General features: G+C 66.4%; 19 protein-coding genes. 9 read left to right on the top strand and 10 right to left on the bottom strand.

Annotated features, from left to right (window positions below; translation table 11 throughout):
- Positions 1–33: 33 nt before the first annotated feature.
- A complete protein-coding gene (locus tag ACXAD2_RS25245) occupies positions 34–831 on the bottom strand; it encodes an IclR family transcriptional regulator (protein WP_066109797.1) in 798 nt (265 codons plus the stop codon).
- Positions 832–983: 152 nt separating this feature from the next.
- Here ACXAD2_RS25245 and ACXAD2_RS25240 point away from each other — a divergent pair, with 152 nt between their 5' ends.
- The 7 genes from ACXAD2_RS25240 to ACXAD2_RS25210 all read left to right on the top strand — a co-directional run bounded on the left by ACXAD2_RS25240 (position 984) and on the right by ACXAD2_RS25210 (position 7,341).
- Positions 984–2,291 (top strand): ABC transporter substrate-binding protein, encoded by a 1,308-nt coding sequence (locus tag ACXAD2_RS25240; protein ID WP_475176740.1) that lies wholly within the window; start codon positions 984–986, stop codon positions 2,289–2,291.
- Positions 2,292–2,358: 67 nt separating this feature from the next.
- The gene (locus ACXAD2_RS25235) at positions 2,359–3,255 is read left to right on the top strand and encodes a carbohydrate ABC transporter permease (RefSeq protein ID WP_475176737.1); all 897 of its coding nucleotides are present in this window, start codon (positions 2,359–2,361) and stop codon (positions 3,253–3,255) included.
- Entirely contained in the window at positions 3,255–4,121 is an 867-nt protein-coding gene (locus ACXAD2_RS25230; protein WP_475176733.1) for a carbohydrate ABC transporter permease, read from the top strand. Before ACXAD2_RS25235 ends, ACXAD2_RS25230 begins: the two co-directional genes overlap by 1 nt.
- Before the next feature lie 3 nt (positions 4,122–4,124).
- Positions 4,125–5,216: an ABC transporter ATP-binding protein gene (locus ACXAD2_RS25225; protein ID WP_475176730.1), complete on the top strand. Its 1,092-nt coding sequence runs from the start codon at positions 4,125–4,127 to the stop codon at positions 5,214–5,216.
- Between the two features lie 9 nt (positions 5,217–5,225).
- Positions 5,226–6,269: a Gfo/Idh/MocA family protein gene (locus ACXAD2_RS25220; protein ID WP_475176726.1), complete on the top strand. Its 1,044-nt coding sequence runs from the start codon at positions 5,226–5,228 to the stop codon at positions 6,267–6,269.
- On the top strand, positions 6,266–6,724 hold the full coding sequence (locus tag ACXAD2_RS25215; RefSeq protein WP_475176723.1) for a MaoC/PaaZ C-terminal domain-containing protein: 459 nt from the start codon (positions 6,266–6,268) through the stop codon (positions 6,722–6,724). Before ACXAD2_RS25220 ends, ACXAD2_RS25215 begins: the two co-directional genes overlap by 4 nt.
- A 137-nt stretch (positions 6,725–6,861) precedes the next feature.
- Positions 6,862–7,341: a CYTH domain-containing protein gene (locus ACXAD2_RS25210; RefSeq protein WP_475176719.1), complete on the top strand. Its 480-nt coding sequence runs from the start codon at positions 6,862–6,864 to the stop codon at positions 7,339–7,341.
- Between the two features lie 158 nt (positions 7,342–7,499).
- Here ACXAD2_RS25210 and paoC read toward each other — a convergent pair whose 3' ends face one another.
- The 7 genes from paoC to ACXAD2_RS25175 all read right to left on the bottom strand — a co-directional run bounded on the left by paoC (position 7,500) and on the right by ACXAD2_RS25175 (position 15,708).
- Positions 7,500–9,698, bottom strand: a complete 2,199-nt coding sequence (paoC, locus tag ACXAD2_RS25205) for an aldehyde oxidoreductase molybdenum-binding subunit PaoC (RefSeq protein ID WP_475176717.1) — start codon at positions 9,696–9,698, stop codon at positions 7,500–7,502.
- 4 nt (positions 9,699–9,702) lie between these two features.
- Positions 9,703–10,653: an FAD binding domain-containing protein gene (locus ACXAD2_RS25200; RefSeq protein ID WP_475176712.1), complete on the bottom strand. Its 951-nt coding sequence runs from the start codon at positions 10,651–10,653 to the stop codon at positions 9,703–9,705.
- Entirely contained in the window at positions 10,650–11,255 is a 606-nt protein-coding gene (gene paoA / locus ACXAD2_RS25195; RefSeq protein WP_475176709.1) for an aldehyde dehydrogenase iron-sulfur subunit PaoA, read from the bottom strand. Before paoA ends, ACXAD2_RS25200 begins: the two co-directional genes overlap by 4 nt.
- Before the next feature lie 364 nt (positions 11,256–11,619).
- Positions 11,620–12,831: an aminotransferase-like domain-containing protein gene (locus ACXAD2_RS25190; protein ID WP_475176707.1), complete on the bottom strand. Its 1,212-nt coding sequence runs from the start codon at positions 12,829–12,831 to the stop codon at positions 11,620–11,622.
- Between the two features lie 225 nt (positions 12,832–13,056).
- Positions 13,057–13,329, bottom strand: a complete 273-nt coding sequence (locus tag ACXAD2_RS25185) for a WGR domain-containing protein (protein WP_066109770.1) — start codon at positions 13,327–13,329, stop codon at positions 13,057–13,059.
- A gap of 147 nt (positions 13,330–13,476) precedes the next feature.
- On the bottom strand, positions 13,477–14,691 hold the full coding sequence (locus ACXAD2_RS25180; protein WP_475176703.1) for a M20/M25/M40 family metallo-hydrolase: 1,215 nt from the start codon (positions 14,689–14,691) through the stop codon (positions 13,477–13,479).
- A 108-nt stretch (positions 14,692–14,799) separates the two neighbouring features.
- Complete coding sequence (locus tag ACXAD2_RS25175) at positions 14,800–15,708, bottom strand: DMT family transporter (protein ID WP_475176700.1); 909 nt, start codon at positions 15,706–15,708, stop codon at positions 14,800–14,802.
- A 280-nt stretch (positions 15,709–15,988) separates the two neighbouring features.
- Between ACXAD2_RS25175 and ACXAD2_RS25170 the strand changes: the two genes are divergently transcribed.
- Entirely contained in the window at positions 15,989–16,696 is a 708-nt protein-coding gene (locus ACXAD2_RS25170; RefSeq protein WP_475176698.1) for a GntR family transcriptional regulator, read from the top strand.
- Between the two features lie 103 nt (positions 16,697–16,799).
- On the opposite strand, the gene ACXAD2_RS25165 is transcribed toward ACXAD2_RS25170, so the two are convergent.
- Both ACXAD2_RS25165 and ACXAD2_RS25160 read right to left on the bottom strand, forming a co-directional pair.
- The gene (locus ACXAD2_RS25165; protein ID WP_475176695.1) at positions 16,800–17,219 is read right to left on the bottom strand and encodes a DMT family transporter; all 420 of its coding nucleotides are present in this window, start codon (positions 17,217–17,219) and stop codon (positions 16,800–16,802) included.
- On the bottom strand, positions 17,216–17,731 hold the full coding sequence (locus ACXAD2_RS25160) for a DMT family transporter (RefSeq protein ID WP_475176692.1): 516 nt from the start codon (positions 17,729–17,731) through the stop codon (positions 17,216–17,218). The genes ACXAD2_RS25165 and ACXAD2_RS25160 overlap by 4 nt, the downstream gene beginning before the upstream one ends.
- Before the next feature lie 469 nt (positions 17,732–18,200).
- Here ACXAD2_RS25160 and ACXAD2_RS25155 point away from each other — a divergent pair, with 469 nt between their 5' ends.
- The gene (locus tag ACXAD2_RS25155) at positions 18,201–18,389 is read left to right on the top strand and encodes a hypothetical protein (protein WP_157374273.1); all 189 of its coding nucleotides are present in this window, start codon (positions 18,201–18,203) and stop codon (positions 18,387–18,389) included.
- Positions 18,390–18,392 lie beyond the last annotated feature (3 nt).

The following is an 18,392-nucleotide window of genomic DNA, read 5'->3' as shown; positions in this document are numbered from 1 at the left end:
CCTCCCTGAGTGATGCATTCACTCAAGAATGAATCATTCAGATGCGAATGTCTCCCCCTCAGCCCCATTGCCGGCGAAGCGTGACAGGGCGGCGGTGGTTTCCAGCAACGCCTCGGTCGCTTCTTCCGGGCTGGGCGCGCCTTCGCTGTCCACCAGCGGCAGATAGGGGATGGTCACGGCAGCAATCGCCTCGCCGCCCGGCGCAAGCACCGGCGCGGAGAGGTTGGTCACGCCGACGGTCTGCGCCGAGGGTTTCACCTCATAGCCGCGCGCGCGCACCATCTCGAAGCGCGACTCGAGCTCGGGCGGGATGTCGCGCGCCGGGGCGCCGGTGTCGCGGTTTTCGGCCACCATCATCTGCCGCCGCTCGGGGCTGGCGAAGGCCAGCAGCACGTTGCCCGAGCCGGTGTCGAACAGGTTGATGTGGCTGCCGACGCGGATCGAGATGCCCCAGTAGCCCGGCGCCTCCTGCTGGGCGATGACCACAGCATTGCCGCGATCAAAGACGACCAGCTGGTTCGCCTGCCGGGTTCGCTCGGACAGATCGCGCAGCAGCGGCGTGGCCAGCGAGGCCAGCCGACGCGTCGGCGCGTGAAACTGCGCCATGCCGAACATCTTCAGCGTCAGCGCATAGCGATCCCCCTCGACCCGCGCGACATAGCCGCGCCGCGCAAGGCGTTCGAGCATGCGGTAGAATTCATTGGGGGAGCGTCCGAGCGCCTTGGCGATCTCGGACTGGGTGAGCCCGCCTTCGATCCCCGCCAGCAGCTCGAGAATATCGAGCCCCTTGTCGAGGGCCGGCGCGCGGTAACGGTCAGCGGTGTCGGTCATTCTGCTCTCTGTGAATTTTGTCATTCATATAAGAATACCCTCTGCACATCCAGCGGAAAACCTTGACAGGCGGGCACGGTCGGTATTTGCATATAAATAGATTATCCATAAGTGAGCAAATTTTGTCTCGCGGATTTTCAGGGAGGAGAACCATGAAATATCTGACCACCGCCTCCGCGGCGGTGCTGGCGCTTGCCAGCGCGGCTGTCGCGCAGGATCTGCCCGGCAGCTTTGAGGGCGTCACCATCGAGGCCAAGCTGATCGGCGGCCAGCAGTATGAGCCGCTTTATGCGCGCATCGCCGAATGGGAGCAGGCGACGGGCGCCAAGGTCGAGGTGATCTCGAAGAAGAACCACTTCGAGCTTGACCGGGAGATCAAATCCGACATCGCCACCGGCCAACTGGGCTGGTGCGTCGGCTCGAACCATTCATCCTTTGCCCCGCAATACCCCGGCATCTATGTCGACCTGCGCGAATATCTGCCCGAGGAGGCGCTGGCCGATTTCGTGGCGGGCAACATCGAGGCCGCCACGCTGGACGGCAAGCTGGTGATGCTGCCGCGCGCGCAGTTCGACGTCTCGGCGCTCTATTATCAAAAGAGCCTCTACGAAGACGCCGCCAAGGCCGAGGCCTTCGAGGCGGAATACGGCTACCCGCTCGCGGTGCCGGAGACGTGGGAGCAGGTCGCCGATCAGGCGAAATTCTTTGCCGACGCGCCGAATTTCTACGGCACGCAATATGCGGGCAAGGAAGAAGCCATCGCAGGGCGCTTCTACGAGATCCTCGTGGCCAATGGCGGTGAATTCCTCGACGCCGATGGCGCGCCTGCGTTCAACTCCGAGGCAGGCGTCGAAGCGCTGAACTGGTTCATCGACCTCTATGCAGCCAAGGCCGTGCCTGCGGGCGTGCCGAACTACCTTTGGGACGATCTGGGTCAGGGCTTTGCCTCGGGCACCGTCGCGCTGAACCTCGACTGGCCGGGCTGGGCCGGGTTCTTCAACGATCCCGAAGCGTCGAAAGTGGCGGGCAATGTCGGCGTCGCACCGCCGCCCAAGGGCTCGGCGGGCATTCGTTCGGGATGGTCGGGCTTCCACGGCTTCTCGGTGACGCAGGACTGCGAGAGCCCCGAGGCCGCCGCGTCGCTGGTCTGGTTCCTGACCAACGAAGACAGCCAGAAGCTGGAAAGCGCCGCTGGGCCCCTGCCCTCGCGCACCTCGGTCTGGGAGCATGTGATCGCCGAAGCCGAGGGCGACGCCTATCGCACCGAAGTGCTGCAGGCCTTCCAGACCGGTGCCGAGACCGCTTTTGCGGTGCCGAAGACGCCAAGCTGGATCGAGATCACCAACGTGCTCTACCCCGAACTGCAGGCCGCGATCCTTGGCGACAAGAGCGCGCAAGACGCGCTCGACACGGCCGCCGAAGAGGCGACCTACGTGCTCGAAGACGCGGGCGAGCTCTGAGCCACCCGGCGTAATCCCTGCCACGGGCCGCGTCCGCGCGGCCCGCTTCCCCTGACAGGAGACAACGATGAAGGCCTCGCGCCTCCCCCCTCATATTGTGCTGCTGCTGCCGGCGGTGATCGTGCTGGCCGCTGTGGTCGTGCTGCCGCTGGCGCTGTCGCTGTGGTCGAGCTTTACCCCCTTCCGCCTGACCAGGCCTGAGTCCGTCTACAGCTTTATCGGCTTGCGCAATTACCAGCGCATCTTTGGCGACATGGATTTCTGGGTCGCCTTCGGGCGCACCGTGCTGCTGCTGACCGTGGCGCTGAACCTCGAGATGCTGATTGGCCTCGGCCTTGCGCTGCTGGTGGACCGTCAGACCCGTGGCCAGCGCGTGCTGCGCACCATTCTGATGTTCCCGATGATGTTCTCGCCGATCCTCGTCGGCTTTCAGTTCAAGTTCATGTTCAACGACAACGTCGGTCTGGTGAACAACGCGCTGCAATCTCTGGGGCTGACCGATCAGGCGATCCCGTGGCTGATCGACGGCAAGCTGGCCTTCATCGCCATCACCGTGGCCGAGATCTGGTCCTCCACCGCCGTTTTCGCGATTTTCATCCTTGCCGGGCTGATGGCCATGCCGCGTGAGCCGCAAGAGGCCGCACGGGTCGACGGCTGCACGCCATGGCAGACCTTCCGCTATGTCACATGGCCCTTCCTGATGCCCTTCGCCTTCATCGCGATGACCATCCGCAGCCTCGATGTGGCGCGGGCCTATGACATCATCAAGATCATGACCGACGGCGGCCCGGCGGGCCGGACCGAGGTGCTGTGGACGCTGATCGCCCGCACCGCCTATTCGGACGCGCGCATGGGGATGGCCAACGCCATGGCTTATGTGGCGATCCTGCTCTCGGTCGCCTTCACGGCCTATTTCTTCTCACAGCTCGGCAAGGCCCGGGCGCAAGTCGCGGGGGACTGGTGATGGATGCAAATGCCTCTGCACGGCTGAAAAAACGCAGCTCCGCCTGGGCCCTGAACATCGCGCTGTTCATCTCGATGATGATCATCTGCCTGCCGGGTCTGTGGATCGTGCTGAACTCTCTGCGCCCCACCGTCGAGATCATGGCCAAGCCGCCGGTCTGGATCCCGCGCGAGCTGTCGTTCGATGCCTATGTCGACATGTTCTCTGGCGTCGGTCAGGGCGGCATCCCGGTGATTGAATACTTCCGCAACTCGGTGATCATCGCGGTGACCTCGACGATCATCTCGCTGGCGATCGGCATGTCCGGCGGCTACGCCTTCGCGCGCTACCGCTTCAAGGGCAAGTCGGCGTGGTTCCTCGGCCTGATGCTGACCCGCACGGTGCCCGGCATCGCGCTGTCGCTGCCGCTGTTCTTTCTCTACGCCAAGACCGGGCTGATCGACACGCACGCAGGCATGATCATCGCCTATGTGGCGCTCAACGTGCCCTTCACCATCTGGCTGATCGACGGCTTCTTCCGGCAGGTCCCGCGCGATCTGGCCGAGGCGGCACAGATCGACGGCTGCACCCGCTGGCAGGCCTTCTGGCAAGTCGAGTTCCCGCTCGCCCGTCCCGGCATCGCCAGCGCTGGCATCTTCGCCTTCCTCACCTCGTGGAACGAGTTTGCGCTGGCCAGCCAGCTCACCCGCTCCACCGACAGCAAGACCCTTCCCGTGGGCCTGCTGGATTACACCGCCGAGTTTACCATCGACTGGCGCGGCATGTGCGCGCTCGCCGTGGTGATGATCATTCCGGCGCTTCTTCTGACCTATGCGGTGCAAAAGCACCTCGTCTCGGGCCTGACCTCGGGCGCGATCAAGGGATAAGACATGGCCACGCTCACCCTATCCACTCTCGACAAGAAATACGGTGCCTTCCACGCGGTGAAGGGCATCGACCTCGACGTTGCCGATGGCGAGTTTGTCGCGCTCGTCGGCCCTTCGGGCTGCGGCAAATCCACCACGCTGCGGATGATCGCCGGGCTCGAGGACATCTCGGGCGGCGAGCTGCGCATCGGCGAGCGGGTGGTCAACGACCTGCCGCCGCGGGATCGCAACATCTCGATGGTGTTCCAGTCCTACGCGCTCTACCCGCATATGACGGTGGCCGAGAACATGGGCTTCTCGCTGAAGATCGCCGGGCGAGATGCCGCCACCATCGACACCGCCGTAAACGAGGCCGCCCGCATCCTCGACATCGAGCCGCTGCTGGAGCGCCGCCCGGCGCAGCTTTCGGGCGGCCAGCGCCAGCGTGTCGCCATGGGCCGGGCCATCGTGCGGGACCCGGACGTGTTCCTGTTCGACGAGCCGCTGTCGAACCTCGACGCCAAGCTGCGCGGCCAGATGCGCACCGAGATCAAGCAGTTGCACGCCCGGCTCGGCTCTACGGTGGTCTATGTCACCCACGACCAGATCGAGGCGATGACCCTCGCCGACCGCATCGTCATCATGCGCGGCGGCGTGATCGAGCAGGTCGGCAGCCCGGACGAGGTGTTCAACCGCCCCGCCTCGCGCTTCGTCGCCAGCTTCATCGGCTCACCGCCGATGAACATGGCCGAAGCGGTGGTCACCGGCGGCGCGCTGCGCATGGACGATGGCACCACCCTGCCGCTGCCGCCCGCCTTCAGCGTCGCCGACAGGCGGCGTGTGGTGCTGGGCCTGCGCCCCGATGACGTCTATCCCGAGGGGCATGGCATCCACAGCGAAAGCGGCCACGCGGTGGAAAGCCGCGATCTGCCGGTGATGCTGTCCGAGCCACTGGGCAATGAGACGCTGCTGTTCACCGAACTCGGCGGCCAAAGCTGGACGGCGCGGATGCTGAACCCGCGCAGCGTGAAGCGCGGCGAGATGCTGCGCTTCCATCTCGATCTGTCGCGCGCGCATCTCTTCGACGCCGAGACCGGGCTGACCCTGCGCGGCTGAGGAGCGAAGATGGACACGCTGAAACAAGACTGGACCGCGCCCGGCACCCGCCGCCCGATCGTCATCTTCGGCGCGGGCTCGATCGTGCGCGACGCGCATCTGCCCGCATGGGCCGCAGGCGGCTATGAGGTGGCCGGGATCACCGATCCCGATCATGCCAAGGCCGAGGCGCTGGCCGCCGAACATGGCACACGAGCGCTCTCTGCCGAAGAGGCGCTGGCGGTGCCGGATGCGCTCTTTGACCTTGCCACGCCGCCCGATGCCCATGCCGGGATCCTTGCCGAACTGCCGAAAGGCGCGCCGGTGCTGATCCAAAAGCCCATGGGCAGCACGCTGGAAGGCGCAACAGAGGTGCTGCGCATCTGCCGCGAGCGCGATCTGCTGGCGGCGATGAACTTCCAGCTGCGCTTTGCCCCTATGGCGGTGGCGCTGAAGGACGCCATCGACAAGGGCCTGCTGGGTCAGGTGGTCGATATCGAGATGCATGGCGTGCTGGCCACGCCGTGGGGCCTCTGGACCTTTCTCGAGGGGCTGCCGCGGATCGAGATCGCCATGCATTCGATCCATTACCTCGACCTGATCCGGCACCTCGTGGGCGACCCCAAGGGCGTCTCGGCCCGCACGCTCGGTCATCCGAGCCACGCCGTCGCGCAGACACGTACTGCGGCGATCCTCGATTACGGCCCCGAGCTGCGCTGCCTGCTCTCGGTCAACCACGACTGGGACTTCGGGCGCCCGCATCAGGCCTGCGAGCTGCGCGTCGCGGGCACCAAGGGCGCGGCCTATATGAAGCTGGGCGTGAACCTCGACTACCCCAAGGGCGAGCCCGACGTGCTGGAGATCAACGACGGCAGCGGCTGGCAAGCGATCCCGCTCACCGGCTCGTGGTTCACCGAGAGCTTCACCGCCCGCATGCACAACCTGCAGCGCGCCGCCGCCGGAGAAGAGGCGCTCATCGCCCCTGTTGCGGACGGCTGGCGCACCATGGCGCTGGTCGAGGCCTGCTATGCCGCCTCTGCCGCGCCGCTGACCCCCATTCAGGAGACCCCATGATGGAACGTCCCCGCTACCTTGAAGAGATCGAGATCGGCGAGACCCGCGAGACCTATGGCCGCACGATCACCGAGACCGATTTCGTCGTCCACGCCGGGCACACTGGCGATTTCTTCCCGCATCACATGGACGCCGAGTTCATGGCCAAATCCGAGTTTGGCGGGCGCATCGCCCATGGCACGATGATCTTTGCCATCGGCGTCGGGCTGACGGCGACCGAGATCAACCCGCTGTCTTTCTCTTATGGCTATGATCGGCTGCGCTTCGTCCGGCCCGTGTTCATCGGCGACACCATCCGCACCCGCGTCACCGCCGCGCGCAAAGAGGACGACCCAAAGCGCCCGCAGTCGGGCAAGCTGTTCGAGACGGTGCAGGTGCTCAACCAGCGCGATGAGGTGGTTCTGGCCTGCGAGCACATCTATGTGGTGCAGAAGAAAACGGCACCTGCCGCCTGAGCGGGGCACCTACGCCGGGCCGTCTTGGCCCGGCAGCCGATCCGCGCGGCTGTGACAATCCCGGCCTTGTTAATCTTTGGCAAGGCTGGGAGACTGCGCGCGACTTGCCGCCTCGGAGCAGACACCGCGGACCAGCCATGGCCAAGGAAATCGAGCGTAAATTCCTCGTCGCCACGGGTGACTGGCGCCGCGTCGCGACCCATAAGGTTGAGATACGCGATGGCCTGCTGGCGTTCCGTGACGGACGCAAAGTGCGGGTGCGCTTCTACGATGATCGCGCCACGCTCAGCGTGAAGGGGCCGAAGTCCGGCCTCACCCGCGATGAATTCGAGTATGAGATCCCGCATGGCGACGGGCTGACGCTGCTGGAGCAGCATTGTGACGGCGAAGTGCTGCGCAAGACCCGCCATTTCGTGCCCGAAGGCGCGGACGTCTGGACCGTCGATGAATATCACGGGGTGCATGAAGGGCTGGTCGTCGCAGAGCTGGAGCTTGCCACCGAAGAGACCCCCTTCGAGCGTCCGGGCTGGCTTGGCCCGGAGGTGACGGGCAAGAGCCGCTACCGCCAGTCTTCGCTGTTCAAAGAACACCGCCGGGTGATGAAGCGCACGGGCTGAGGCCAGCCCGCCCGAGAGTATGTCGCGATCAACGGCTCTGTTCGGCGGGGTCCACTGCCGCGTGTTGGCGGCCCATCCCTACGCGGGATGACCCTCCTCTGAATGAAAATGCCGCGCCAGCGAAGGGCTGGCGCGGCGCTCGATCAGGGCGGAGGAGATCAAACCGCCGGCAGCTGATCGAGATACTTATCGAGCGTCATCGGATAGTCGCGCACCCGCACGCCGGTGGCGTTATAGACCGCATTGGCCACGGCGGCGGCGACACCGCAAAGGCCAAGCTCGCCGACGCCCTTGGCCTTGAGCGGCGAGGCTATCTCGTCGAGCGTGTCGAGGAACAGCACCTCCTGCGCGGGGATGTCCATATGCACCGGCACCTCATAGCCGGCGAGGTCATGCGCCGGGAAGTACCCGCGGCCCGTGTCGATCGCCATATCCTCCATCATCGCGGCGCCGACGCCCATCACCATGCCGCCGATCACCTGACTGCGCGCGGTGATCGGGTTGAGGATGCGCCCGGCGTCACAGGCTGCCAGCATCCGGCGCAGCCGGATCTCGCCGGTGCCCACATGCACGCCCAGTTCGACGAAATGCGCCGCGAAGGTCGAGACCACATGCGCGTCGCGGGTGCCGCCGAACTCCATGCTGTCCTCGGCGACCAGCTCTCCATCCGATGCCAGCGAGGCGAGCGTGACCTCGGTCTCTCCGGTGCTGACCGACCCGCCCGCAAAGCTGAGCGTGTCGGCGTCATTAACCTTCAGCTTGCCAGCGATCTGCTCGCGCAGCGCAAGGCAGGCGGCATAGGCGCCCGCTGTGGCGCTGGCCGCCCCCCACTGCCCGCCCGAGCCTGCGGAGACCGGGAAGGCGCTGTCGCCGAGGCGGACATCAACCGCATCGAGATCGACCCCCATGGTCTCTGCCACGGTCTGTGCAAGGATCGTGTAAGACCCGGTGCCGATATCGGTCATATCCGTCTCGACAATGATCCGGCCCGAGTCCTGCAAGCGCAGCCGCGCGCCGGACTTCATCACCGGCCCGCCGCGGTAGGCCCCTGCCACGCCATGCCCGATGAGCCATTGCCCATCCCGCGTCGCGCCCGGCGCAGTGTTGCGCTGGTCCCAGCCAAAGGCCTTGGCCCCCTCGCGCAGACATTCGACGAAATGGCGGTCGGAAAAGCTTTTCTCCGGCTCTTCAGGATCCACCTGCGTGTCGTTCATGGCGCGGAACTCCACCGGGTCCATGCCCAGCTTCTCGGCCATCTCGTCCATCGCGATCTCGAGCGCCATCAGCCCCGAAGCCTCGCCCGGTGCGCGCATGGCGTTGGCCTCAGGCAGATGCATCTCGGCCAGATGTTTGACGATCAGCCGGTTGTCCCCGGCATAGAACTTGCGGGTCTGGTCCACCGCGTCCTCGCCCGAGCCACCGGGTAGGGTGTGCGAGATCGCCTCATGGGCGATGGCGGTGATCTTGCCGCTTGCTTCGGCCCCGATGCGAATGCGCTGAATGGTCGAGGCGCGGTGCGTGGTGTTGTTCATCACCATAGGCCGCGGCAGCATGACCTTCACCGGCCTTTGCAGCTTGCGGGCCGCCAGCACCGCCATGACCGCATCAGCACGCAGGAACAGCTTCGCCCCGAAACCGCCGCCGATATAGGGGCTGTCGACACGGATGTCGTCCGCATCCATTTCCAGCGTGGTGGCGAGCGACTGGCGGTCCCATTCGATCATCTGGTTCGAGGTCCAGACCGTCAGCTTGCCGTCCTGCCATTCGGCGATGCTGGCGTGGGGCTCCATCATCGCGTGGCTGTGGCTGGGGGTGCGGTATTCCTGCTCGAGCGTCACATCGGCAGCCTCAAAGGCGGCTTCGAAATCGCCGACGCGGGACACCGGGTCGGAACTGTCGCCCTTCTTCTGCTGCCAGACCGCTTCGAGATCGAAGCTGCCCTTAGTGACCTCATAGTCGACCTTCACCAGCGCGGCGGCGGCGCGCGCCTGCTCGAAGCTCTCTGCCACCACCACCGCGATGGCCTGATGGTAGTGCCATATCTCGGCACCGCCAAAAAGCGGCGCGGTGTGCATGCCCGAGGGCGTGGGCATCTCGCCGACCTCCAGCGTGGTGACAACGCCGACAACACCGGGCGCGGCCTCGGCGGCGGTGGTGTCCATCCCGGTGATGCGACCCTGCGCGATGGTCGAGACCACCGGGTAGCCCACAAGCTGGCCCTCGGCTACATCGTGACGCTCGTAGGCGTAAGGCGCGCGCCCCGAAACCTTCAGCGGGCCGTCGATGCGCGTGGCCGGGCGTCCGACGTAGCGGGCATTGTCAAAGATGTTCTTTCCGGCGGGTTGATCGAATTTCATGATCTCACTCCTCTGCCAGCATGGCCGCGAGCGTCCGCGTCGCCAGGGTGATCTTGAAGGCGTTCTCCTCGGTCGGGCGTGCGCCCTGCAGCAGCTTCGCCATGACGGCCTCGGCGCCTTTGGGCAGTTCGGCATCCGCCTCGGCAGAGCGCCACGGCTTGGGCGCCACGCCCCCCAACGCCACGCGCCCGGTGCCATTGGGCTGGCGGATCAGCGCCACCGAGATGAGCGCAAAGGCATAAGACGCCCGGTCGCGCACCTTATGATATTTCTGCACGCCGCCCACCGGCGCGGGCAGGGTCACCGCAGTGATCATCTCGCCCGGTCGCAGCACGGTTTCCTGCTCCGGCGTGTCACCGGGCAGGAGATGGAAGTCTTCGAGCGGGATGCTGCGGGCGACGCCGCTTGGGCTCATGGTCTCGACCACCGCATCCAGCGCGCGCATCCCCACCGCCATGTCGGACGGATGGGTCGCGATACAGGCATCCGAGGTGCCGATGATACCGAGCTGGCGCGAAAACGCCCCTTCGCTCAGCGCCGCGCAGCCCGATCCGGGGGCGCGTTTGTTGCAGGGCTGGGCGGTGTCGTAGAAATACGGGCAACGGGTGCGCTGGAGCAGGTTGCCCGCCGTGGTCGCCTTGTTGCGCAACTGGCCCGAGGCACCCGCCACCAGCGCGCGGGTCAGCACCGGATAGTCCCGGCGAATGCGCTCATCTGCGGCCAAAGCGGTGTTGCGCACCAGCGCGCCGATGCGCAGCCCGCCTTCTTCGGTTTCGGTGATCTCATCAAGGCCAAGGCCGTTCACGTCGATCAGATGCACCGGGGTTTCGATCTCGAGCTTCATCAGGTCGAGAAGGTTGGTGCCGCCCGCGATGAATTTTGCGCCCTCGACCTCGGCGGCGCGTGCGGCGGCGTCGATGGGACTGGTGGCCCGCTCGTAAGAGAACTCTCTCATGCGCGTGCTCCTTCGCTCTGCTCTTCGGCGACCTGCGTGATGGCCGCGAGGATGTTGGCATAGGCGCCGCAGCGGCAGATGTTGCCGGACATGCGCTCGCGGATCTCTGCCTCGGTGGCTTCGATGCGGGTGGTCAGATCGCCCGTGACATGGCTGGGAATGCCCGCCGCGATCTCTTCGAGCACCGATTTGGCCGAGCAGATCTGCCCCGGCGTGCAATAGCCGCATTGGAACCCATCATGCTCGACAAAGGCCGCCTGCATGGGATCCAGCGCCTCGGGCGCGCCGAGCCCTTCGATGGTTTCCACCTCGTCGCCCTCATGCATGACCGCCAGCGACAGGCAGGAGTTGATGCGCTGCCCGTTCACGCTGCAGGTGCAGGCGCCGCATTGGCCGTGGTCGCAGCCCTTCTTGGTGCCGGTAAGCTGCAGGTGCTCGCGCAGCGCGTCGAGCAAGGTGGTGCGGTTGTCGACGGTCAACTGGTGCGTGGTGCCATTGACGTTAAGGCTGACGGTGCTGGTGGCAGGCCCGACCGCGCCATTGGGTGCCGATCCGGACAGAGCGCCGTCGCGGCTCGGGTTGAAGTCTGTATCTGGGGGCATGATCATTTCCTGTGTATCTGGCTGGCGCCGGGAGGCGGCGGCTGGGTCGGAGGAGCGGTTTCGGCTCAGGTAGCCGGACAATGCGCGACAGCCACGTCGCGCGATAAAAACGGCAGGGTTTCCTCCTCACGAAATGGTCATCCGCTGCTCTCAGGTCCGTCTCTGGCCGGGCAGCGCGCGCAATCAAGGAGGCCGAGGGGCCGAGCCCTCACCCGTGATCAGAACGTCCCCAATGCGCCGGCGGTTCCGCCCTCGCGCCGCCTCGGGCCGCTGCGATCCTGCGAAGGCGCCGTTGCAGCGGCCGAGCAAAAGAAAACGCCCGGCGCGGGCGCCGGGCGTCAAAGCGCTCTGATTGTCTTGCCCGTCAGCGCAGCGCGGCCACCGCGCGCCCCAGACGCCGCACGCCCTCTTCCAGTGTCTCCGCCGGATTGGCGGTGAAGTTCAGCCGCGCGCTGCTGCGGTCGCGCCCCTCGGGATCAAAGACCGAGCTGGGCGAGATGCACACCCCATGCTCCAACCCGACCCGCATCAGCGCATCGGTGTCGAGCGCCGCATCCTTTGCGGTGATCCAGACAAACATCCCGCCCACCGGCCGGGTGAAGGTGAAATGCTCGGACAGATGCGCCTCAACGGCGGCGCAGAGCACGTCGCGGCGCGGCCGATAGGTGTCCAGCGTGGCGCCGCGCACCCGGTCCATCAGCCCGTTTTCCAGCGCGCTGCAGACCATGCGCTGGCACAGGCTGCTGGTGGCCAGATCCGACCCTTGCTTGACCACCGTCAGCTGCTCGATCACCTCGGGCGCGGCGATCACCCAGCCGACCCGCAGCCCCGGCGCCAGTTCCTTCGAGACCGTGCCAAGATAGATCACCGGCCCGTCATAGCGCGCGGCGGGATGCGCCTCGGCGTCGATCTCGATCATCCGCGGCAGCGGCGTGTCGTCGTAGTAAAGCGCGCCGTAAGGGTCATCTTCGACCAGCGGCGTGCCACTGGCACGGGCGGCGGCGACCAGCGCGCGGCGCGCGGCAAGGTCCACCAGCGCGCCGGTCGGGTTGGAGAAATTCGGCACCGTATAGGCAAAGCATGCGCCGCTGAGCGCGTCTGCGGCACCGCTGGCGAGCGTCTCAAGGTGCATCGGGCGATAGCGCGGGTAGCGCGGCCGCCACGCATCGAGCGCGCCAAGATAGGTCGGCGACTGCGCGGCGATCACATCGCCCTTGTCGGCGTAAAGCTTGCCGACCAGATCGAGCGCCTGCATGCCGCCGGTGGTGATCAGCACATTTTCCGGCCCCAGCTTCAGCGCCCCGGTGGAATAGCGCCGCGCCAGCGCCGCGCGCAGGTCGGGCAAACCCTCGATGGGCGCATAGCCAAGGCTTTCGGCGGGGTGATCGGCAACGGCGGCGCGCGCCAGTTCCGCAAGCTCCTCGGTCGGGAAGGTCGCCGGGTCCGGCAGGCCGCCGCCCAAGTTGATCATGCCCGGAATGCTCGCCGCGCCAAGGAAGGTGCGCGTGACCTCATTGGTCTCGCCCATCCACGCGGCGGTCGGGGCGATGGCGGGGGCAAGGCTGCAGTCTGTCACGTCTCGGCTCCTGTCGGTCTCGGTCTGGCGGGCGGCGCGACCCGCGTCCGTCCGTGGCCGGTATCGTACCAGAGACGCGCAAGAGCAAGCGGCACGTCGCGGCGTATTGGGCAAAGGATTTGGCCTGCGCGCCCTAGGCCCGCCATGGATCGGCCCGCGCGAAACCGGGTTCAGCAATGCGAATGATTAGCCTTTCAAACGGCTCCCGTCGCGCAACCACCTCTCTCAGCGCGAGAAATCCGGCCCGTATCCGCGCTGCTTGAGGGTTGCCGCGACCTGCATCAGCGCGGTCACCGCATGGCCCTCGTCGGGAAAACGCTCGGCCCGGCTGCGGCCACGTGTCCCGACCCGTCCCCATTCCTGAACGAGGCTGGCCCCGCCAAAGAGATCGCGCTCCACATGCAGGCGGTAAAAATAGCGCGTGGTCCGGTTGGGCGCGACGCGCAGCAGGCGCAGGCGCGACGGGAAGACCTCGAACTGATCGGTGCAGGCGTTCATGAGCTACGGGCAACAGGTTGACGGACCGCCGGTATAGCAGCGCCTTTCCGGCGCCGCCATGCCCCTTGCACGAGGTTTTCCCGGCCCGGCGCGCAGACGTGTCGCCGCCCCTTTCAGCCGGTCCTTGCCGCCTCAGCCGGTTCCGCCTCAGTCGGTTTCGGCCATGCCCGCGGTTCCGAGGATGGTCGCCAGCCCCGCGTAAAGCCCGCGCAGCGACAGCTCCGGCGCGACGTCGATCCATTCCTCCAGCGAATGCGCCCGCCCGCCAGTGCCGCCCGAGCCGAGGCAGATCGCCGGAACGCCAAGGCTCATGGGGATGTTCGCGTCGGTCGAGCTCTGGCCGGTACGCGGCTCGAAGCCGAAGGCCGGCAGCGCGCTCAGCGCGGCGCGCACGATGGTGCTGTCATGCGCCGTGCTGCCCGCCGGACGGTTGCCGATACGGGTCAGTTCGGCGCGGATCGCGCCATTGGCCGTGTCGCCGCGCGCGTTCTCGCCCTGCACCGCCGCGTCGACCAGCGCCTTGAACGCTTTGTCGAGCTTGGCCAGTTCGCCCGCATCCACAGAGCGCAGATCGACTTCGAGCCAGACCGCCTCGGGGATCGCGTTGATCGAGCTGCCGCCCCCCATGATCGAGGCGCAGAAGGTGGTGCGCGGCGTCTTGGGCACTTCGATGCGGGCCATGCCCGCCATCAGATGTCCCAGCGCATAAGAGGGGTTCACCGTGCCAAAGGCGTTCAGCGAGTGCCCGCCGGGGCCACGGAAGGTCACGCGATAGCGCAGCGAGCCGACCGCGCCGGTGGTGAACTCCCCCACTTCCAGCCCGTCGATGGTGAAGAACCCGGCGATCTTTTCGCGATAGCGCCCCGCTTCGAAGAGATGGCGCACGCCGCGCAGGTCGCCCTTGCCCTCCTCGCCCACGTCGCCGACGAACAGCAGGTCCTGCTCGGTCTCGATGCCCGAAGCGTCGAGCGCTCGGATGAACGCCAGCAGCGCCGCCAGCCCGCGGGTGTCATCCCCCACCCCCGGCGCAAAGAGCTTTGTGCCCTCGCGCCGCACGGTCACATCGGTGCCTTCGGGAAACACCGTGTCGAGATGCGCCGCCACCACGATCATCTGCCCGTTGCCCCGGCCACGGCGGATCCCCAGCACGTTGCCGATCTCGTCGCGCTCCACATCTTCGAGCCCCAGATCGCGGAACTTGGCCGCATAGGCCTCGGCCCGCCTGTCTTCCTTGAAGGGCGGCGCGGGGATCTCGGTGAGCTCGATGATCTCCTCGACAAAGCGGTCGTGGCCGAGGCGCAGGTCCTCCTGCGCGCGTTTGAACGGCTCCGAGGCGATGATCCGGGCGACGTCTTGGGTCATTATTGGGTCCTGTGCTGCGTGCAATGTGTCTGGCTCAGAGCCTGCGATACGCGATCCCCCTCGCACGTGCGAGAGAGATGCCGACAAGGTGATGCGCTCCGGGCCGCGTCAGGCATGGCGTGGCCGCCGCTCCCACCAGAGGCCCCAGAGCGAGCCGCTGACGATCAGCCCGGCCCCCGCAAGCGTGCTGAGCGTGGGGGCTTCCAGAAAGAACACCGCCCCGATCAGCGCCGCATAAACCAGCCGCAGGTAGTCGAAGGGCGCCAGCGCCGTGGCCTCTCCGACGCGGAAGGCAAGGAAGTTGAGGCTCTGCCCCACGGTCGACAAAAGCCCGATGCACAGCAGCATGGCCCATTGCGCCGGGCTCGGCGCCACCCACGACAGGGCTGCGGGCACGACGAGGATCGCCCCCACGCCCACCGCCTGATAGGTGACGACGGTGCCCAGTTTCTCCTGCTGCGCCAGCTTGCGCACGATGACCATGACCAGCGCCACCGCCCCGGCCGAAAGCAGCGCCAAAAGCGTGTAGTGATCGATCTGGCCGCCGCGCGGGTCGGTGATCACCACCACCCCGGCAAAACCCGCCCCGATCGCTACCCAGCGGTGCGCCCAGACGGTCTCATGCAGGATCAGAATGGCGAAGATCGCGACAAAGAAGGAGCGCGAGAAACTGATCGACACCGCATCGGCAAGCGGCAGATGCACCATGGCGGTGAAGCCTGCGACCATGGCCAAGGCAGAGAGCGCAACGCGGGCGCCATGCAGCCGCGGCGCATCGGTGCGGAAGGCGCCGCGCGGATCGCGCAGGATGCGCGGGCTCATTGCGGCGGTCATCACAAGCTGGCGGATAAAGAGCACCTGAACCACCGGGATCCCCTCGCCCACGGTTTTGATCAGCGCGGTCATGATGGTCATCACCAGCCCCGCCATCGCCACCCAGATCGCGCCCTGCAGGTTTCCCGGCAGCCCCGCAATCCGCCCGCGCAGCCCGCTGGCCAGACCCTCAAGCGCGCTCAAATCCGGATACTCGGGGTGTGCGTGGCGCTGTCACGGCTTGGGCGGGGGCGGCGATGGATGGGGGCATTGCATACAACCAACTTCACAACCGGCATCTATTGCCCCTCATTTCCCAATTTTCCGCCCTGTCGAGGTAGTCCTACGCCCGGAATTTTAAACTCGCAAGTCAGGTTGGATACAATTATGCGATTTGACATGCCGCGCGGTGACAGGCGGCTCTTTCCCGGGCAGGATCGCGTCACGGGACACGAGGATCAGAGTACGGGGATCGGGGCAGGCCATGTCGACACGCGGACAGCAGGTGGTGCGCCATATCCGGGACGGGATCGCCGACGGGCGCTTTCCCGGCGGCAGCCGGATGAACGAGGTGGAGATCGCCGAGCGCTTTGGCGTTTCGCGCACACCCGTGCGCAACGCGCTCAGCGCGCTCGCGGCAGAGGGGCTGCTCGACTACACGCCAAACGCCGGATACACCGTGCGCCGCTTCACCGTCGACGACATCTCGCGCATCTTCCGGGTCCGCACCGAGCTTGAAGGTCTGGCGGCGCGGCTCGCCGCGGAGCAAGGGCTTTCCCCCACCGGCGAGGCCGAGATGCGCGACCTGCTCGACCAGACCGCGCGGCTGGTCGAGGCCGCCCGCTGGGACGACGAGATCCGCGAGACTTTCCTGCCCCTCAACCGCCGCCTGCACATGCTGGTGCGTGAGACGGCGCAGAACCCTTTCCTTGCCGAGATGATCCGCAAGACCAACGAGGTGCCACTCTTCGATCTCATCCGCTGGCGCTGGTTCGACGCCGATCTGCTGCGCCAGTCGCAGGACGAGCATCTGGAGCTTTTCGACGCCCTGCGCAACCGCCAGCCCGACCGCGCCTACCGCATTCAGGCCGAGCACACCTACCGCTCGGGGCGGCGGATGATCGAGAACTGGTCGCGCACCGAGGCGGAGATCCACGCCAAGCGCGGCACGCCCGCGTTGCGCACCCCCTAAGGTGGCAGCGTGAAGCCGCAAGCGCAGTCGGGCAGAAAAGGCTGTGCCACATTCGACGGAGCTGAGAGCGCCGCGCGGCTGGGGCGGCCTCAGCCGTCGGCGCTCAGCGGCGGCGGCTCAGCCAGACCCCCAGCAGGATCAGCGCCACACCGGCGATCTGCATCCACAAAACGCCCCCCTCGCCGCGCAGCAGATCGAGCGACACGCTCGACAGCATCTGCCCCGCCACCAGCAGCCCGCCGGTCAGCGCCGCGCCGAGCCGCGGGATCAGCCAGCTGCCGCTGGCCACAAAGATCACCCCGATCGCGCCGCCTGCCCAAGCGAAGATCGGCGCGCTCGCCGCCGTCTCGGGCCAGAGGCTTCCGGCGATCAGCGCGCAGGGCACCAGCACCGCAAATCCGACAAGGTGGTTCCAGAAAGACGACTGCATCGCCGAAGTGGTCAGCGCCAGCCGCCCGTTGAGTTGCCGCGAGAGCGTGACGAGCATCCCCGACGCGACACCCAGACAGATGAGAAAGATCATTGCCCGCTCCCCCGCGCGAAGATGATCAGCAGCGTACCCGCCACGATCGCCGCCAGCGCCAAGAGGTCATTGCGGCGCGGCATGCGCTTCTCCAGCCCCAGCGCGCCGGTGATGTCGAAGATCAGCGCCAGAACCACCTGCCCCGCCAATCCCAGTGCCAGCGTGCCGGTCAGCGCCAGCGAGGAGTTCACCACCACCGTCGACAACACCACCGTCAGCGCCCCCGAGACACCGCCGAGATAGGCCCAGAGCGGTGCCCGCCGCCGGGGCTGGCCGCGCTGCGCCGAGGGGCGGCGCATCCAAAACAGCCCAAGCAGCAGCGCCGCCACCACCGAGCCCACGCCATGCGCGGTAAGCGAGGCGAAGACCGGCGTCGTATGCGCGGCCATCATGCCGTTGCTCAGCAGCATGAGCGTCAGCAGGCTGCCCGCGCAAAGCGCCGCTGCGATCTCCAGCGGATGCGGGGCGCCCGGTGATCCGGCGCGGTGGGGGGCGGTGTCTGAGGCGGGCATCGGCGGTCCTTGGGCGGAATGGGCAACTGCAAGGCAACGCTGGGTCACCGAGAATCTCCTGCCACCCATAGCCAGCCTGAGCGCCGGAGGGTACCTCTCGTGACGCAAAGCCAGCCCCTCCGATCCGCACGCACCTCCGAAACCCTGCTGCGCCGTGGAAGAATTTTTGCACGTCAGCCGTTCGCAAAATGAGTACGCCTAAATTTCAATCATTTCGCGCGCCGATGGCGCCGCCTCTCCCCCGTTTTATTGGCGATTATTCCTGTATTTTCACCGCAGCAATTCTCGATCCTGCTCGAATTGCGCTCCGCCTCGCCGATATTGCCCGAAATATACGCAGCGTGAAAACTCACGTTTTCCCGTTGATCGCACTGCAATTGCCGTTCCATAAATCAGGGCACGAGTAGAAGCGGTCTGGACCCGGTCCTGGACATTGCTCGCCAGTCGTTCCGACACTGACGAGGCCAATATGTCCAACAAGCATCTGCTTATTAACGACAAAATACAAAACCCCGATCTTGCGGCGCATAAGTGCCGGACCTGCCTGATGTGCGCAGATCCGGAACGGCGGCGCTGTGCCCGCGACCGGATGCTGTCTGACGGTATCCGCCGCGCCGAGATCGACCGACTGCAACTGTCCAACAAAATCGCACACTAGGGA

It is taken from the genome of Salipiger sp. ABN3_019 (assembly GCF_056158605.1).
This window is presented reverse-complemented; position numbering and strand designations above follow the sequence as displayed.

Coding starts and splice junctions, on each gene's coding strand:
- ACXAD2_RS25245 (WP_066109797.1), bottom strand. CDS start 831: ATGACCGACACCGCTGACCGTTACCGCGCGCCGGCCCTCGACAAGGGG.
- ACXAD2_RS25215 (WP_475176723.1), top strand. CDS start 6,266: ATGATGGAACGTCCCCGCTACCTTGAAGAGATCGAGATCGGCGAGACC.
- ACXAD2_RS25185 (WP_066109770.1), bottom strand. CDS start 13,329: ATGAACGCCTGCACCGATCAGTTCGAGGTCTTCCCGTCGCGCCTGCGC.
- ACXAD2_RS25200 (WP_475176712.1), bottom strand. CDS start 10,653: ATGAGAGAGTTCTCTTACGAGCGGGCCACCAGTCCCATCGACGCCGCC.
- ACXAD2_RS25235 (WP_475176737.1), top strand. CDS start 2,359: ATGAAGGCCTCGCGCCTCCCCCCTCATATTGTGCTGCTGCTGCCGGCG.
- ACXAD2_RS25225 (WP_475176730.1), top strand. CDS start 4,125: ATGGCCACGCTCACCCTATCCACTCTCGACAAGAAATACGGTGCCTTC.
- ACXAD2_RS25210 (WP_475176719.1), top strand. CDS start 6,862: ATGGCCAAGGAAATCGAGCGTAAATTCCTCGTCGCCACGGGTGACTGG.
- ACXAD2_RS25240 (WP_475176740.1), top strand. CDS start 984: ATGAAATATCTGACCACCGCCTCCGCGGCGGTGCTGGCGCTTGCCAGC.
- ACXAD2_RS25165 (WP_475176695.1), bottom strand. CDS start 17,219: ATGATCTTTCTCATCTGTCTGGGTGTCGCGTCGGGGATGCTCGTCACG.
- paoC (WP_475176717.1), bottom strand. CDS start 9,698: ATGAAATTCGATCAACCCGCCGGAAAGAACATCTTTGACAATGCCCGC.
- ACXAD2_RS25155 (WP_157374273.1), top strand. CDS start 18,201: ATGTCCAACAAGCATCTGCTTATTAACGACAAAATACAAAACCCCGAT.
- ACXAD2_RS25170 (WP_475176698.1), top strand. CDS start 15,989: ATGTCGACACGCGGACAGCAGGTGGTGCGCCATATCCGGGACGGGATC.
- ACXAD2_RS25230 (WP_475176733.1), top strand. CDS start 3,255: ATGGATGCAAATGCCTCTGCACGGCTGAAAAAACGCAGCTCCGCCTGG.
- ACXAD2_RS25160 (WP_475176692.1), bottom strand. CDS start 17,731: ATGCCCGCCTCAGACACCGCCCCCCACCGCGCCGGATCACCGGGCGCC.
- paoA (WP_475176709.1), bottom strand. CDS start 11,255: ATGCCCCCAGATACAGACTTCAACCCGAGCCGCGACGGCGCTCTGTCC.
- ACXAD2_RS25180 (WP_475176703.1), bottom strand. CDS start 14,691: ATGACCCAAGACGTCGCCCGGATCATCGCCTCGGAGCCGTTCAAACGC.
- ACXAD2_RS25220 (WP_475176726.1), top strand. CDS start 5,226: ATGGACACGCTGAAACAAGACTGGACCGCGCCCGGCACCCGCCGCCCG.